The organism is Paenibacillus sp. Soil750 (genome assembly GCF_001428045.1).
Lineage (GTDB): Bacteria > Bacillota > Bacilli > Paenibacillales > NBRC-103111 > Paenibacillus_E > Paenibacillus_E allorhizoplanae.
The window spans coordinates 117,522-134,031 of record NZ_LMSD01000040.1 but is presented as its reverse complement, the minus strand read 5'-3'; the positions used below and the strand labels follow the sequence as shown (position 1 = coordinate 134,031).

The 16,510-nt window shown below is 45.9% G+C and carries 12 protein-coding genes; 8 read left to right on the top strand and 4 right to left on the bottom strand.

Translation table 11 applies throughout. The annotated features are described in order from the left end of the window. Positions 1 to 15: 15 nt before the first annotated feature. From ASL11_RS28075 to ASL11_RS28055, 5 genes are all read left to right on the top strand, one after another. Positions 16 to 1,557: an ABC transporter ATP-binding protein gene (locus ASL11_RS28075; protein ID WP_056622163.1), complete on the top strand. Its 1,542-nt coding sequence runs from the start codon at positions 16 to 18 to the stop codon at positions 1,555 to 1,557. Beyond that, entirely contained in the window at positions 1,550 to 2,629 is a 1,080-nt protein-coding gene (locus tag ASL11_RS28070) for an ABC transporter permease (RefSeq protein WP_056622161.1), read from the top strand. Before ASL11_RS28075 ends, ASL11_RS28070 begins: the two co-directional genes overlap by 8 nt. Before the next feature lies 1 nt (position 2,630). Next, entirely contained in the window at positions 2,631 to 3,614 is a 984-nt protein-coding gene (locus ASL11_RS28065) for an ABC transporter permease (protein WP_056622159.1), read from the top strand. 500 nt (positions 3,615 to 4,114) lie between these two features. After that, positions 4,115 to 6,142, top strand: a complete 2,028-nt coding sequence (locus ASL11_RS28060; protein ID WP_056622157.1) for a methyl-accepting chemotaxis protein — start codon at positions 4,115 to 4,117, stop codon at positions 6,140 to 6,142. 130 nt (positions 6,143 to 6,272) lie between these two features. Then, positions 6,273 to 9,344 (top strand): response regulator, encoded by a 3,072-nt coding sequence (locus ASL11_RS28055; protein WP_056622155.1) that lies wholly within the window; start codon positions 6,273 to 6,275, stop codon positions 9,342 to 9,344. A gap of 124 nt (positions 9,345 to 9,468) precedes the next feature. Here ASL11_RS28055 and ASL11_RS28050 read toward each other — a convergent pair whose 3' ends face one another. The 3 genes from ASL11_RS28050 to ASL11_RS28040 all read right to left on the bottom strand — a co-directional run bounded on the left by ASL11_RS28050 (position 9,469) and on the right by ASL11_RS28040 (position 12,369). Then, a complete protein-coding gene (locus ASL11_RS28050; protein ID WP_200962487.1) occupies positions 9,469 to 10,524 on the bottom strand; it encodes a hypothetical protein in 1,056 nt (351 codons plus the stop codon). Next, the gene (locus ASL11_RS28045) at positions 10,514 to 11,089 is read right to left on the bottom strand and encodes a sigma-70 family RNA polymerase sigma factor (protein WP_056622154.1); all 576 of its coding nucleotides are present in this window, start codon (positions 11,087 to 11,089) and stop codon (positions 10,514 to 10,516) included. The genes ASL11_RS28050 and ASL11_RS28045 overlap by 11 nt, the downstream gene beginning before the upstream one ends. 335 nt (positions 11,090 to 11,424) lie before the next feature. Then, entirely contained in the window at positions 11,425 to 12,369 is a 945-nt protein-coding gene (locus ASL11_RS28040; protein WP_056622152.1) for a helix-turn-helix transcriptional regulator, read from the bottom strand. Between the two features lie 126 nt (positions 12,370 to 12,495). On the opposite strand from ASL11_RS28040, the gene ASL11_RS28035 reads away from it, so the two are divergent. Beyond that, positions 12,496 to 13,221: an alpha/beta fold hydrolase gene (locus ASL11_RS28035; RefSeq protein ID WP_056622150.1), complete on the top strand. Its 726-nt coding sequence runs from the start codon at positions 12,496 to 12,498 to the stop codon at positions 13,219 to 13,221. Positions 13,222 to 13,237: 16 nt separating this feature from the next. On the opposite strand, the gene ASL11_RS28030 is transcribed toward ASL11_RS28035, so the two are convergent. Beyond that, a complete protein-coding gene (locus tag ASL11_RS28030; protein ID WP_056622149.1) occupies positions 13,238 to 14,095 on the bottom strand; it encodes an AraC family transcriptional regulator in 858 nt (285 codons plus the stop codon). Between the two features lie 221 nt (positions 14,096 to 14,316). On the opposite strand from ASL11_RS28030, the gene ASL11_RS28025 reads away from it, so the two are divergent. Together ASL11_RS28025 and galE are read left to right on the top strand one after the other, a co-directional pair. Then, on the top strand, positions 14,317 to 15,498 hold the full coding sequence (locus ASL11_RS28025; RefSeq protein WP_056622146.1) for a galactokinase: 1,182 nt from the start codon (positions 14,317 to 14,319) through the stop codon (positions 15,496 to 15,498). A 1-nt stretch (position 15,499) separates the two neighbouring features. Further along, positions 15,500 to 16,498: a UDP-glucose 4-epimerase GalE gene (galE, locus tag ASL11_RS28020; protein WP_056622144.1), complete on the top strand. Its 999-nt coding sequence runs from the start codon at positions 15,500 to 15,502 to the stop codon at positions 16,496 to 16,498. Positions 16,499 to 16,510: the final 12 nt, after the last annotated feature.

The window sequence follows — 16,510 nt, the reverse complement described above, 5'->3', positions numbered from 1 at the left end:
CATTAGGGTGATCTTATGAGTGAAGCAGTCCCAGTTGTTGAACTTCGCAACATTACGAAACGTTTTCCAGGCATTGTTGCTAATGATGCCATTAGCCTGAAGTTGAGAAAAGGCGAAATTCATGCCTTGCTTGGTGAAAATGGTGCTGGAAAATCAACACTGATGAACATTGTGTTCGGTTTATATCAGCCGGACGAAGGTAGTATTCATGTACAAGGCAACGAGGTTTTTATCGACAGTCCCAATCGAGCGATTGAGCTTGGCATCGGGATGGTGCATCAACATTTCAAGTTGGTACAACCGTTTACAGTAACTGAAAATATCATTTTGGGGATGGAACCCAAACGTGGTATGAATGTGGATATTCGAACAGCGCAAGATAAAGTGCGCAAGCTATCTGAGCAATATGGTTTACGTGTGGATCCAAAAGCCAAAATTGAAGATATTTCAGTCGGTATGCAGCAGCGTGTCGAAATATTGAAAACGCTGTATCGCGGCGCTGATATTTTAATTTTTGATGAGCCTACAGCTGTACTAACGCCGCAAGAGATTAGTGAATTGATGGTCATTATGCGTAACCTTGTAAAAGAGGGCAAGTCCATTATTCTCATTACACATAAGTTGAAAGAAATTATGGAGATCGCCGATACAGTGACGATTATTCGTCGTGGTAAAGTGATTGATACCTTGGCATGCGCACAAGCGAATCCGCAAATACTGGCCGAGAAAATGGTTGGACGCGATGTCTCTTTTAAAGTGAACAAGGCAGCCGTAAAACTTGGGGAGCCTGTTCTCCAGGTGCAAGATTTAATGGTGCGTAATCAACAAGGATTAGCCTCGCTCAAAGGGCTTAATTTTGAAGTGAAGGCTGGGGAAATTCTTGGTATCGCGGGTGTAGATGGCAACGGTCAGAGTGAACTGATCGAAGCATTGACGGGCTTGCGTACCGTAGATGGCGGGACAGTGCTGCTCATGGGCAGCGATATTACGAACCAGACGCCGAGAGAAATTTCGGAGGCCGGATTGTCACATATCCCTGAGGATCGACATAAACACGGGCTTGTGCTTGATTTTACAATGAGTGAAAATATGGTGCTCGAAACATATTTCCACCCTGCGTATAACAAAGGCGGCTTCTTGAATTATGACGTCATCGATAAGCATGCGGAGGCGTTGATTAAGCAGTTCGATGTGCGCACACCGAGTATTTACAACAAGGCACGCTCCTTATCTGGGGGTAATCAGCAAAAGGCGATTATTGCAAGGGAAATACATAAGAATCCCAATTTATTGATTGCGGCGCAGCCGACGCGTGGTTTGGATGTTGGTGCGATTGAATTCGTTCATCGGATGCTGATTGAGCAGCGGAACAAAGGGAAAGCCGTTCTGTTGATTTCTTTTGAGTTGGATGAAATTATGAATGTTTCCGATCGAATTGCCGTTATCTACGAAGGACAGATTGTGGGCGAAGTGATGCCGCAGGATACGAACGACCAAGAGATCGGTCTGCTGATGGCGGGCAGTAAGCGTACGGAGAAAGGAGCCCTTCATGAATAAAATTGTTCGCGTTTTTACAAGTGAATCAGCGGTCAATCCCCTTGTAGCGATCGTGCTGGGGCTGCTATTCGGAGCGCTTGTCATGCTGGCTGGCGGTTACAATCCGATTGCTGCGTATGGGTCACTGTTCTCTCGGATATTGGGAAGTCCGTACGATATCGGGGAGTCGATTCGGGCGATTACGCCACTTATTTTAACCGGATTATCCGTTGCCTTCGCTTTCCGTACAGGGTTGTTCAATATTGGTGCGGAAGGGCAGTTCGTGATGGGGATGACGGGGGCTACTTTTATTGGTGTCAAAATCCATGGCTTGCCATGGATCATTCATGCTCCCCTTGCAGTGATTGTAGGCGCATTGATCGGTGGATTATGGGGAGCTATTGCAGGTTATTTAAAAGCGAAACGAGGCGTAAACGAAGTAATCACCACGATCATGTTGAACTGGATCTCGTTGTTCTTGTCCAATTATATCGTGAACACCTTCCTTCTTGAGCCGAAGCAGCAACGTTCTTATATGATTCAAGACTCGGCTTCACTCAGTATCGGCTGGTTGTCGGAAGCGATGAACCATGCGAGGCTCCACTGGGGGACCTTGATTGCCATTCTGGCCGCGGTCGTCTTCTACTTGATTCTTTGGAAAACGAAGCAAGGTTACGAACTGCGTGCCGTAGGGCATAATATCGATGCCGCTAAGTATGCGGGCATGAACGTGAATAAGAACATCATCAAGGCGATGTTTATCTCTGGAGTATTTGCTGGACTTGCTGGCGTATTCGAGGTTCTCGGTGTATTCCATTATCAGGTCGTTGCGGCAGGAACGCCGGGGTATGGGTTTGACGGTATCGCAGTATCCTTGCTTGGGGCCAACAATCCGATAGGCGTTGTGCTGGGCGCTGTCCTTTTCGGCGGCTTATCTTATGGATCTGCGGGGATGAGCTTTGGTGCAGATGTACCACCAGAAATTATCCGTATTGTCATCGGATCGGTGATTTTCTTCGTTGCTACCCAAGGTATTGTCAAATGGGTACTGATCCCGTTCTACGGCAAACGCAAGAAAGAGAGGGCTTCGTAATATGGACCTGCTCAGTATGCTTAACGCGTTCTTCACGAAATTCAGTGAACTTATTAATACAACGCTGGTGTATTCCACAGCGCTAATCTTCGGGGCTTTAGGCGGTATTTACTCGGAGCGTTCCGGTATCGTCAATATCGGTATCGAGGGTCTGATGGTTTCCGGCGCATTCGCTTCCGCGGTTGGCGCTTACTATGCGGAAGAGGCGAACATGGGCGTTTGGTCCCCGTGGATAGGACTCTTGTGCGCGCTGCTATTCGCTCTGATCTTCGCCTTGATTCATGCGGTTGCGACGATTTCGTTCAAAGCTAATCAAGTTATCAGTGGTGTTGTGATCAACTTCTTGGCAGCGGGCGTAACGTTGTACTTGGTGAAAGTATTGTTCAACGGCGCGGGTCAAACCGAAACCCTGAATGATGTATTCTCCAAATGGGAAATTCCGCTTCTTTCCAAGATTCCTTATATCGGGTATGCACTCTTTACAGCTTATCCGACAACGTATATTGCGTTAATACTAGTCTTCGTGACGTGGTATGTACTGTTCAAAACACCGTTCGGCCTACGCCTGCGTGCCGTTGGTGAACATCCGAGCGCTGCGGATACGGTTGGGATTAAAGTAAAACGTATCCGTTATCTCGCTGTACTGATCAGCGGTCTGCTCGGCGGTCTCGGCGGGGCAACGATTACGCTAACGACAACGAGTGCGTTCTCGCATAACACGATCTCGGGTCAAGGCTTTATTGCGATGGCCGCGATGATTTTCGGCAAATGGCATCCATTTGGCGCATTGGGCGCCGCGGTATTCTTCGGGATGGCGCAAGCGCTCAACAATTTCATGCGGTTGTTCGATTTCTCCAAAAGCATTCCGCAGGAATTCCTCTACATGCTGCCTTACGTACTGACAATCCTGGTATTGGCAGGAGCCGTGGGCCGCGCGAAAGCACCGTCCGCACTGGGTGAGCCGTACGATCCAGGCAAGAGATAGATTGATAAAGAAGCACCATCATGGGAGTAATCCTGGGATGGTGCTTTTTTTTACCAATTAAGTAGGTCGAGGAACCCCGAACTCGAACCCGAACCTCGTACAACCCGAATAGAATAACTGGATTTCATACAGCTAATTTAGCGCTAATGCTCAATTTATTTCGATTAACTGTAAATAATACAGCTATTTCGGAGCTGAATTGTCAATTGGGGTGTTTCTGTAAGAATTAACTACATATTTTCCGTTTAAATTGAATTTGGGGTGAAAAAAAGGAAATATAGATGGAGTTTTTCCAGTTATTTGGTAGGTGGGGCCTTAAAATTGTAGTGATAGCTGGATACGAAAAGTTAGGGGGGGGAAGCAGTCAGTCTGTTAATGTCGTATTTTGAAGGAAAATGTCGAAGTGAGTCTGAATTTCTTAAATACCAGTTTTTGGTGGAGACAAATTTGGTGTGACCAACTAAAGAGAAGCAATTAGCATATAGGAGGAGTAAGAGAAAATGAATACGCAACGAGGAATGAATGTACAAGGGTGGGTGAAGGCAGTCTCCTTTACTTCGTTCAGAGCAAGAATGACGATAATGTTTCTAGTTATCGCGTTGGTACCGATGTTATTTAGTACCGTTTTTTCATCCTACTATTTAAAAAATGTGGTGAATGATGAAGTTCACTCCAAGGAAGAGAGTATTCTGAAAGCGAATGTTACGGCCATCGATTACTCCATTCAGCGTCAAATCTCCATTCTGAAAGAAATGCTGAAGTATGAGGAGATCAAGAGTGGGAATGAGAAGGAAATCATCAAAACACTCCTCAAATTCGAACAAGCCAACAAAGACGTCGAACAGTACGTTTATGTGAATAAAGATGAAATGGCGCTAACTTCAGCAGGACAGAAAATTTCTGTATCCGATCGTGATTACATCAAGCAAGCCAAACAAACGAAGCAGCCGGTGAGTACGGATCTCCTCGTCAGTAAGACAAGTGGGAATAACATCATTGTTTTATTTGTCCCGATGCTCGATGAGAAGCAGAATTTTATTGGCGGGATTTTCACTCCTCTGACGACTAGTAACCTCAATGTATACACCGATACGATTCAGTTAGGCGAAACTGGTTATGGATATTTAATGTCCCCTAGTGGTGGACTGTTAACGTATCCGAGCAAAGAACTAGCTGGAAAAAATATAGTGGATGTGCTTCCGAAGTCGGAAGCAGCGAAATTACAAGAAACAGTTTTGAAAGAAAAAAGTGGGACGATCAATTTTACAGGTGATGATGGTGTGGCGAGAGAAATCAGCTTCGATACGATTCCATCAACTGGCTGGCGCCTAATTACAAATGTGGTGGATGATGAAGTATTTGGCGCCGTAACAACGGCAACGCATGTATCCATATGGCTGGCTGTGATCACGACGATTGTTGTAGCTACTATTGCGCTGCTGGTATCTACGGCGACAACGAAACCAGTGCTGGCGATTACAGAAGCTGTGAAGAAGATGGCGGCGGGGGACTTGACCCCACGACTTACGATCAATCGCAGTGATGAACTTGGCCAACTAGCTGTGAATATGAATCTGATGTTAGATTCCTTCTCGGATATCGTCGGTAAAGCCAGTTTTACCGCAGAGCAGCTAGGTGCATCATCGGAGGAGCTTACGGCTGCGGCGACGGAATCTGTTGGCATTTCCAATCGCATCGTCGAGTCTATGCAAGAAGTATTCAATGCGAGTGAGGGTCAACTGATGGGAGCCGAGCAAACGTCGATTGCGATGGGTGAAATGGCGGTAGGCGTTCAGCGAATTGCCGAATCTTCCTCTGTTGTGACGGAAGCCTCTCATACGTCGATGATGGAAGTGCAGCAAGGCCGTGTTGCTATCACGCAAGCCGTTGAACAGATGAAGTTCATTAATGAGTCGGTTGGCAAATCGGCCGAAGATATGAGAGCACTCGAAGCCTACTCGCAAAAGATTGGGGAAATCGTTTCGGTCATTACCGAAATTACGAACCAAACCCAACTGCTATCGCTGAATGCTTCGATCGAGGCGGCACGTGCTGGCGAGCAAGGTCGCGGCTTCGCTGTGGTAGCGAATGAAGTGAAGAAGCTTGCAGAGCAGTCGTCCTCGTCAGCAAAGGATATCTCCCAATTGATCCGTGAAGTCCAATCATCGACAGCAAGAGCGGTACAAGCGATGAACAATGGTGTCAAGGACGTGGAGAAAGGTTCCGATCTGATTGATGCAGCAGGTCAAGTCTTTAATCGTGTGACGGTTGCGTTCGAAGAAATCTCAGATCAAATCCAAGAGGTATCCGCAGCATCGCAAGAAATGTCGGCAGGAACAGAGGAAGTATCAGCGTCCATGAGCGAGATTGTCTACATGACGAAGGCGTCTCATGAGCATGGTCAAGGTATCTCAAAAGGTTCGGAGAAGCAGCTCGCGGCAATGGAAGAAATATCTGCCTCTGCAGAGGATTTAAGTCATATGGCGCAAGAGTTACAAGAATCGCTTTCTCGCTTTAAAACTCGCTAGTTGTAGGTCTAATCAGCTATATTCACATAAATAGCTAGGTATTTAGGAGGTCAGTCAGGAAATTCTGATTGGCCTTTTTCACTAGAAACATAGACATTATGTTATAATCGGCTAAGAGGGGTGAGTCACAATGAAAGCGATTACTTTGGTGAGGTCGATGTGGACCTTTATCATCATCATAGCTTTACTAATAGCAGTTATTGGAACAAACTTCTACCAAATGTTCGCTCTGAAGGGGACTCTTGACCACGTCAAGACGAATTGGATGCCGAGTATTGCTAGAATTGTAGAGATGCAAGAGCTCATTACACAGGAAAGAGTTCTTTTGCATAAAATGTTGCTTGAAACGGATAAGAATACCCTTCTTAACGTGATTACCTCATATCAGAATGTCCGCCGACAGTTTGATGAGAAGTATCGAGGCTATGAGTCCTTCATCAACTCTGAAAGTGAAAGAGAGATTTATATAGAAGTGTCGGATAATGCGATAGATTACTTGCAGAAAGGTCAGCTTATCATAGATGCCGTCCAATCTGGTGATTATATCAGGGGGAAGAGCTTGCTGGACATGCTCACACCGAGTCGAGAGCAAGCTGACGCAAGCTTACAGAAGTGGATTGATTACAATTTGATGGGAACCCAAAGAGATGTAGATCGCACATCCAATCAGCGTGAGTTAGTACTTTGGATGGCGAGCATATTTACGATCGTGGCGATTGCCATTGGGGTTGCTCTTGCCTTGCAGACTCGATCCGTGCGGAGGAAAGGCGAACAGAAGTTGATGAAGGAGAAAGAGAAGGCCCAGAGCTATCTCGATCTCATTGATGTCATGATTGTCGTTTTGGACCGAGATGGTAAAATTGACATGTTGAACCGTAAGGGTTACTCGGTGCTAGGTTATGAGGAAAAGGATGCCTTATGTAAGGATTGGTTTGAAGTTTGTGGTCCTGAGCATCTTTTTGAAATGCGAAAAGGGCGCTACCAAGAATTCATGAATGGCGAAGCTTTGTCGGATTATTTTGAATCGCTCATCGTAGATAAATTAGGTGAAGAGCGCCTTTACGGGTGGAGCAATAACTTGATTTGGACAGAAACTGGAGAAGTGGGCGGCGTTATCTTTGCGGGTGTCGATATTACCCAACGTAAGCAGGCCGAAGAGACGCTGAATCAGTACAAAGACCATCTTGAAGTGTTGGTGGAGGAACGTACATCTGAGCTGGAAAACAAGAATCTGCTTCTTGCTGACGCTAAAGAGTCCGCTGAATCTGCTAACCGGGCGAAGAGTGAATTCTTGGCGAATATGAGCCATGAAATCCGCACACCGATGAACGCTATCCTCGGATTGAATTATTTGCTGCAGCAAACGGATCTCACGGAGCGGCAGAAGGATTACGTCGGGAAGACGGTTCTTTCGGCCAAAAGCTTGCTGACGATCATCAGTGATATTCTCGATTTCTCGAAAATTGAAGCAAAGAAGATTGTGCTGGAGCGCATCGATTTTGATTTGTATGAAATTATGAGCAATATATCGAATATCATTGGATTTTCACTGTATGAGAAGGGGTTAAAGCTGCATTTCTCCATCCACCATGAAGTTCCTCAGGTTTTGAATGGTGATCCGTTTCGATTGAATCAAGTTTTACTTAATTTGGTGAATAACGCTTTGAAATTTACGGATGAAGGTGAAATTACGATTGCGGTAATTGTTTCTTCACAAGATGACAGTGGGGTTTCACTTCGCTTCGAAGTAAGAGATACAGGCATTGGGATGACACCTGCGCAGCAAGCATTATTGTTCCACGGATTCACACAAGCCGATATGTCAACGACCCGCAAATATGGGGGAACAGGTCTTGGTCTAGTGATCAGCAAGAGTATTGTAGAGTTGATGCAAGGGGAGATTCATGTCGAGAGCGAGCTGGGAAGGGGGAGTTCCTTCATCTTCACAGTAAGGTTCGAAGTAGGTTCTGAGCACTTGTTCAGTGCGCCAGTAGCTTCCTATTTAAAATTTCTGCGTGTGCTTCTTATTTGCGATGACGAAGAAATGCGTCTTGTTCTGAAGAGTCAACTGGAACAGTTCCAATTCATTGTTAATGACGTAGATTCTGCCCAAAGTGCATTGGAACAAATTAGTTCCAGCGGCCGATATGATCTGGTTATGATCGATTGGAAGCTTCAGGATGAGAAGGCGCAAGCCTTGGCGGAGAAAATAAAGCTGGAATATGCGACACCTGTGCAAGTGATCGTACTGATCAGTTCGTATCATGAATCGGAGCTTCAGCTGAAATCTCAGTCGGCGTCCGTGAAAAAAGTGCTCTACTATCCAATGAGCCAGTCTCAATTATATAACCAAATAACGAACTTGTTCCAAGAGCAGCTACAGATGAAGATCGCATCGCCACAGGGTGAGAGTGAAACCAAGAAACTGCACATGCTCCGTAACACGGAGGTCTTGCTGGTGGAAGACAATGAAATTAACCAACAGGTGGCACAAGCCATTCTTCAAGAAATGGACATTCATGTAGACGTAGCAGAGAATGGCATCGAAGCGTTGAAACGTGTAGCTACTAAGCGGTATGATGCCATTTTGATGGATTTGCAGATGCCGCTCATGGACGGCTTTGAGGCGACGAGAAATATTAGGGATTTCGATCAAGAGACGCCGATTATCGCGATGACTGCTGATGCTATGCAGGGAGTCAAGGAGCAGGTCCTGGAAGCGGGCATGGATGCGTATATTTCCAAGCCGTTCGAACCTATTCAGCTATTTAGCGTCTTACAGCGAACGATTCAGAGCTCGCGTGGGAGAGGGTATGCTGAAGTCGCAGCAGCGAAGCAAATCGAGGCGCTGCCTGCCTTGAACGCGGCGGAGGCACTAGGGCGCTTGGGACAAAATGCGAACCTCTACGAGCGGATTTTGCACAAGTTTGCTGCGAATCACGTGAACGCCATAGATGAGATACGAGAGGCGATCGCGAACATAGACTATCCCGAAGCGCTGATGCTTGCTCATACGCTGAAAGGCGTGGCTTCCAACATCGGAGCAACGCCGCTCAGTCATACGGCTGATGAGCTTCAAACAGCGATCCATCAAGGTTCAGTCGGGTTGTTGGAGGCGCTTTTGGAAACTGCCGAGAGCAGGTTGGCGCAGGTTAATCATGCTATTATCGCGTATTTGGCAGCAAATGCTCAAGAGAAATAAAGGATTATCTTAGTGCTTAGACGAAGGAAGGCTCTTTTTAAAACACAAATGACCCGCAAGAGTGACATTTATAAAAATGCCACTCTTGCGGGTCATTATTGCGAGTTGAGGTTATTGAGACTTGTTATTTCTTCAATGGTGTTTCAGTTTTGTGTTCAATCACTTGTGATACTTTTGGTTCAATAGCTTTTGACATTTGTTCAATTGAAGCATTGTTTTTAGGAACATTACCATTGGTTTCACCTTGCATTTGTAAACCGGCTTGCGTTTGTGCAATGACATCAATCACTTGTTGTTTAGAGATTTGTTTAGCTGCTGCAATGTCCACAACAGATTTACCTTTTGCTAATTCTTCTTTTAATTCTGTTGGGCTAATTTGTAGTAATGAAAGCAGTTTTTCATCATTTAAGTAGGCATCAGCAAAATGATCAGGCTTACCATCTTTAGAGAAAAAACCTTCTACCTTCGTATCTGAAGTTGTAGCTTCACCTTCTATGAGAGAAAGACTGATTGTGTTGCCTTGAACAAATACCTGATAAAACGGTGTTTTTGATCCCTTTTTAGAGTAATTCAACACGAACGTCTTCTGATCAGGATTCTCCATTTGCTCCATAGCAAACTCGTACTCTTCGATGTGACCATATAGGTTACTAATGAGATAGTCTACCTTGCCCTTAATTTCTTGATCGGTCAAAGCAATGAGTGGCTTGTCCTTAGGCTCCCAATTCTCTTGATTCACGTGTTCAATCTTACCTGTACGACTGTTTGTATGTAGGATGAACTTTTTGCCAGTTCCACCTTTTTCCTGGAGTATGATGCTTGTTTGAACACCTTGAACGTGGCTTGCCTCGATAATCTCAAACGATTTTGTTTCGGGAAAGGCGCTATACAGCTTCTCGAGTGTTGCATGGCCAACCTTATCTATTTTAACTTGTTCAACAGTCATTGGTGTTCTAGTAAGCATTTCAATTAGGGTAGGGGCCGCGAATGCTGCGGTCGGAATCAAAAGTGCAGCAGCAACGAGTCCACCAATTAGTCGTTTTTTCATGTTTTTTTTGCTCCTTTTTAGTTGAAAATAGTCAGAATAGGATTGTTCGATTCGTTTGGAAATGGCCGGGGGACACGCCATCTTGTCTGCTTCATTGTGTAGATGCTCACGGATTTTGCGTTCAATAGTCATTGATCTGTTCCATCCTTTCCTGAGGGAGATTCCATATGTTTTTTCGAAGCGCCTGGAGCGCAGCATGATATCTGGACTTGACTGTACCCAGCGGAATATCGAGCAGAGTTGCAATTTCCTCAAGCGTATAGTCGTGATAAAAACGAAAGATAATCACTGCCCGCTGTTTATCGGTTAGTTTTCGCATGGACTGTGATATCATGTGGTTCGTCTCATCCATTAAAGCAGTATGTTGATCCCAATGAGGCTCTTCCCGCGAGAAGGCACGGATGCGTTCGAAAATTCGGAATCTCCGCCAGCTCTTGACCCGAAATCTCTGCACCTGACGAATGACCAAGCCGTGCAGCCAAAAGTGGAAAGGACGGTTTGTATCGTAGTTAGCAAGTGAGGTCCACATTTGCATATAGATCTCATTCATGACATCTTCTCGATCCTGTTGATGATCCACCAGAAAGGAGAGAGTTCGGTAGATGTCTTGATAGGTGGCATCGTACATCGCGTGAAACGCCTGTTGATCACCATCTTTCATTTTTATAAGTAATTGGTACATGAATTCATTTTGCATCCGGAGGGCCCTCCTGAGTTAGCTTACACCCTATATTGTCTCTCAATCGGAAAAAGGTTCGGTTTTATTTTTATTTTTTTACCACAATAGAAAGTATAAGTTTTCGGTTCCCGAAAACGTCTTTCTATTTGGCGATAAAACCTTCATCTAAACGCGGTCGCTCATCTTAGAATGGCCTCGATAGAGGTTTTCTCATTCTAGGTTATTGTTTGGTTAATTATTTCATTTTCCGAGACAAGAAATAGCGGCAGCCATGGACGAGAAACTGAAGTCCGAGGCTGCCGCTGTTTATTTTCAAAATACATGGATGATTTACACGTTACCGCTAGTAAAGTTCATTGAAAATAAAGTAATCGCATCGATTCAATTTTTTGACGGATGTATGCCGTGGCCGCAGTGGGGGTCACCACTTTAACCTCATCCCCGAATTGCCAAATCAAATCCATGTAGAAATGAATGTCCTCTACCGCTATTTCCATCGTTAGGGATGCGCTTCCATCTTTATTGTGCTGTATGAATGGATTAAACCGCGGGTTCGATTCCAACAGCCACACCCCTTTACTAGTCATCTCAATTTCGAGTGTAATTTGTTCCCGATCATCCTTAGTAGGCTTATCCAGTAAAGTCTTCTGGTTGATGTCCTCCCGGCAAGCAATTCGTTCGTTCAGTGTAGCGGAAAGGATTCGATCAGCTCTGAACTGCCTTATGTCTTCTTTAGTAAAGCAATAGGCGGGACAATACCAATAACCCGAACTAGCATACAGACCAATCGGTTGAATATTCCTCTCTGATACACCGCTGCTGGATTTGTACGCGATATTGACTACACTACCGATCATTATAGCTTTTAGGAGAGTTTGAAGAATTTCTGCTGACATCAATCGATAAGGGTTCCAGAACATGATTCTGTTCTTTAGTCGGTCGATTTGCTCCTTTATATCTCCAGGTAAATAATGATAAAACTTATGAAGTGCGGAGTCTGCCCCCTCCCCAAAAGGTAAAGAGCTAAAATAATCCATCGTTTGACATGCAAAAAATAGGGAGAGCGCTTCACCCTCTGTAAAGCTGATTGGTGGCAAAAGTCTTTCTTGGAGTAGCCTAAAGCCTCCTCCTCTCCCTTGAATGGAGTATACGGGAACACCGAGTTCGCTTAACTCTAGCAGATCTCTTGTAATCGTTCGAGTGGACAGACCGAATTCATCGGCCAATTCCCTGACGGTGAAATAGGGTTTGGCGTTAATCCTCATAATCATTTGGATGAGACGCTGTGACTTTTGCAAAGATCCACCTCATTTGTAATCGTTTATTTCATAATACGCTATAAATAAGACATGAATTGTCTTGTTTACTTGATATTATTATCCAATAAGTAATCTAAAGCTACAACCAATGGGGGCTTGATCAATGTGGATAAGAATTCACGAGATAAAATAGGTTTCGTATTCGTCAATGGGGCAGGCTTGGAAGGGCAGGTTTGGAGTAAAGTTGCGGATAATTTAGAACATCCTTGCTTATTTGCCCAGTTTCCTCTGAGGAAAAGTTCCTTTGATGCTAGAAGCCATCTTTCTTTGGAGGATTATGTGACACATATGAAAAGACAAGTGGATGAATGGGGGACTCACAACATTGTAATTGTTGCACATTCACTTGGAGGCGTTCTTGCTCTTAGACTGGCATCCTTAATCACTGATCGATTGGTGGGGATTGTCGCTGTAGGAGCAGCAATTCCGAAGCGGGGTGGTTCTTTTTTGTCCGTTTTGCCGTTTCCCCAGAGGATTCTGATGTCAATTATCCTGCGTACCCTAGGTACGAGACCACCAGAGTCTTCCATCCGCTCGGGATTGTGCAACGACCTCTCACCTTATCAAGCTATGGAGATCGTAAAAGGATTCATTCCCGAGGCCGTACGCGTATATACCGATCGAGTCAATGTGCCCTTTCTCGATGTACCAAAGCTGTTTGTGAAACTAACTAAGGATAAAGAGTTCAGTCCTTCCTTACAAGATAAGATGATCTCAAACCTTTCCCCGCAATCTGTACGAAGTTTGGATACCGGACATTTACCGATGATTAGCAATCCAGAAGGCTTGCAATCGATACTGGTAGACTTTGTAACGAAAGAACTAGGTTAGCTTTACGTACGGTGAATCAGAGAGATTTGATCTGATTCCGATACTCACTCGGCGAGACACCATACCAACGCCTGAACTGCTTAGAGAAGTACAACGGGTCATAGAAGCCTACTGATGCTGCGATCTGCTCAATCGTGAGCTCCAGCCGTTCCCGCAGCAGCAAGCGTGCTTTGTCCACGCGCAGCTTGAGCAGGAACGTTACCGGCGTCACCTTGGTGTGCCGCTTAAACATGCGCGATAAATAGGCGCGATTATAGCCCAGACTTTCAGCCATCATTTCAATCGTAATAGGCTCCGCATATTGCGTGGACAAGTAGTGAATCGCTTGCTGTACGATGCGGTCGCTCTCGTCTTCGGTGACCATTCCTGTTGCCACGGGGGCAGACATGGCTTCACAGTACTCGCCGAGCAACAAGTTAAGGTAGCCCGTCGCTTTGAGCTGCGCGTTGGATTTCTTGGATTTGAGCGCGTGCTGGATCTGGCGAAAAAGCACAGGCATATGCCGGTTGCGCGCGATATGGATGATGGGGTTCGCAGGCGTGAGGCCCGCCTCAGCAACGAGCTTTGCCGCTTGCACGCCTGTAAAGGCGATCCAACAATAATGCCACGGATCGAGCTCATCGGAGACGTAGCTAATCAACTGTTCAGGCTCTATCACGAAGCTGTCGCCAGCGCCAATGGCATACTCTTCTCCATGTGAAGAGAATACGCCGCGACCCGATATGACATAATGAATTAAGTAGTAGTCATATACTTTCGGTCCCAGCCGATGTTCAGGCTTGGTCTGGCTTTCCCCTGCGAATAATACCGTGAAATCGCTCTCCCCAGCAGGAAGGGGGTTCGATACGACATAATAGCTCTCTGGCTTATCCATGGCGTTTTCTCATCTCCGTTCGAAGTCCATTCGTTCCTTCCACTGTATCATACATCTAACATGAAACGGAATCTGTAAATCACATTTTTCCATGTTGAAATAACATGCCTCCATAGCCAATCCATGGCATATCTCTTATACTTAAGCTACAAACTTACACAAACATCATTTCTAACAACAACCAAGCAAACATACCAATACCACTAAAGGCGGTGCCACACATGGCAGATTTGCAAGCACTTAAAGACACGTTTATTGAAGTTTACGGAGAAACAGCTGCAAAAATCTCAGCATTTCACGCTCCTGGTCGAGTGAATTTGATCGGCGAGCATACGGATTACAACGGCGGTTATGTATTCCCGGCAGCTCTAACGTTCGGAACGACCTTGATCATTCGTCCAAGACAAGATCGCGTGATCGGCTTTGCATCTACGAATTTGGCACTTCGTAAACAAATTTCCATGGACGACTTGTCCTACCAAGAAGAGGATGATTGGATCAATTATCCGAAAGGCATCTTCGTTCACTTAGCGAAAGCAGGATTCCCAGTGACGCAAGGTTATGACCTTTTGTTCCACGGTGAAATTCCAAATGGTGCAGGGCTTTCTTCCTCAGCTTCGATCGAGGTTGTTACAGCCTTCAGCTTACTGACACTAGAAAAATACCCAATCGATACCGTCAAAATCGCGCTGCTCGCACAAGAAACAGAGAATCAATTCGTTGGCGTGAATTGCGGCATCATGGACCAATTCGCTGTAGCGAATGGCAAGAAAGACAATGCGATCTTGTTGATGTGCGATACGCTCGAGTATCGTCATGTTCCTTTTCAAAGCGGCAGTTATAAGCTTGTGATCGGCAACACGAACAAACGCAGAGGTCTCGTCGACTCCGCTTACAACGAGAGAAGAAGCCAATGCGAGCAGGCGGTTACTTACTTGCAAAAGCAATTCCCAGACATCACGCTGCTTGGTCAACTGAACCTTGAGCAGTTTAACGAATATAAACATCTGATCCCTGACGAAACGGTTCGCCGTAGAGCGGAGCATGTTGTTGAAGAGATTGATCGTGTTTTGAAATCCATCGAAGTACTTGAGAAGAATGACCTGGAGTCCTTCGGTAAGCTGATGATCGGTTCCCACGATTCGCTTCGTGATTTGTATGAAGTAACAGGCTTGGAGCTCGATACCATGGTTGCAGCAGCGTTGAAGGTGCCGGGTGTACTCGGTGCTCGGATGACGGGCGCAGGCTTCGGTGGTTGTACGGTTTCCTTAGTGCATGAAGACAGCGTTCAGACGTTCATCGACCAAGTAGGCGCAGAGTATACGGGCATTACAGGGCTTACACCGAGCTTCTATGTTTGCGATATTGGCAATGGTGTAGAGCAACTTGAGGAGGCGTTGTAAAATGGCAATTCTAGTTACAGGTGGAGCGGGGTATATTGGATCACATGCGGTAGCAGAGCTTCTAGCCAAAGGTGAAGAAGTCGTTATCGTTGATAATCTGCAGCAAGGACACAAGGACGCGGTGCTTGGCGGTAAGCTTTACGTTGGCGATCTGCGCGACGGCGAGTTCATGGATACAGTTTTTACAGAAAATAATATCGATGCCATTATTCATTTTGCAGCAAATTCCCTCGTTGGTGAGAGCATGACCAATCCGGCAAAATATTATCATAATAACGTGTACGGAACCCTTTGTTTACTTGAAAAAATGACGCAATATGGCGTGAAACGCATCGTGTTCTCCTCGACAGCTGCCACATATGGCGAGCCTGAGAACATCCCGATCCTTGAAAGCGATCGTACCTTGCCAACGAATACGTACGGCGAGACGAAGCTGGCGATGGAAAAAATGATGAAATGGTTCGATACCGCTCATGGTATCAAATACGTGTCGCTGCGCTACTTCAATGCTGCTGGAGCCCATGCAGGTGGCAAAATCGGGGAAGACCACAGCCCGGAAACGCATCTGATTCCGATTATTTTGCAAGTAGCGCTAGGTCAAAGAGCGCACATCTCGATTTTTGGCGAGGATTATGCGACAGAAGACGGCACTTGTGTTCGTGACTACATTCACGTTAGCGATCTAGCGAGCGCACACGTGCTTGCGGTAGAGAAGCTGCGCAGTGGTGCGGACAGTAACATTTATAACCTTGGCAATGGCACAGGCTTCTCCGTGAAGCAAGTGATCGATATCGCGCGCAAAGTAACAGGCCATGCGATTCCTGCGGTTGTTGAGCCTCGTAGAGCGGGCGACCCGGCGACGCTGATTGCCTCCTCGGAGCGTGCAAGAGCGGAGCTCGGCTGGAAACCAGCTTTGGATTCCTTGGAAGCGATCATTGAGAGTGCGTGGAACTGGCACCAGAAGCACCCGAAGGGGTACGCGGCGGAAGTGAACGTTTAACCTGAGGTTGAG

Bases quoted from the DNA above. Each gene is read 5' to 3' on its own strand.
- ASL11_RS28075 (WP_056622163.1), top strand. From the start codon at position 16: ATGAGTGAAGCAGTCCCAGTTGTTGAACTTCGCAACATTACGAAACGT.
- ASL11_RS28070 (WP_056622161.1), top strand. From the start codon at position 1,550: ATGAATAAAATTGTTCGCGTTTTTACAAGTGAATCAGCGGTCAATCCC.
- ASL11_RS28065 (WP_056622159.1), top strand. From the start codon at position 2,631: ATGGACCTGCTCAGTATGCTTAACGCGTTCTTCACGAAATTCAGTGAA.
- ASL11_RS28060 (WP_056622157.1), top strand. From the start codon at position 4,115: ATGAATACGCAACGAGGAATGAATGTACAAGGGTGGGTGAAGGCAGTC.
- ASL11_RS28055 (WP_056622155.1), top strand. From the start codon at position 6,273: ATGAAAGCGATTACTTTGGTGAGGTCGATGTGGACCTTTATCATCATC.
- ASL11_RS28050 (WP_200962487.1), bottom strand. From the start codon at position 10,524: ATGACTATTGAACGCAAAATCCGTGAGCATCTACACAATGAAGCAGAC.
- ASL11_RS28045 (WP_056622154.1), bottom strand. From the start codon at position 11,089: ATGCAAAATGAATTCATGTACCAATTACTTATAAAAATGAAAGATGGT.
- ASL11_RS28030 (WP_056622149.1), bottom strand. From the start codon at position 14,095: ATGGATAAGCCAGAGAGCTATTATGTCGTATCGAACCCCCTTCCTGCT.
- ASL11_RS28025 (WP_056622146.1), top strand. From the start codon at position 14,317: ATGGCAGATTTGCAAGCACTTAAAGACACGTTTATTGAAGTTTACGGA.
- galE (WP_056622144.1), top strand. From the start codon at position 15,500: ATGGCAATTCTAGTTACAGGTGGAGCGGGGTATATTGGATCACATGCG.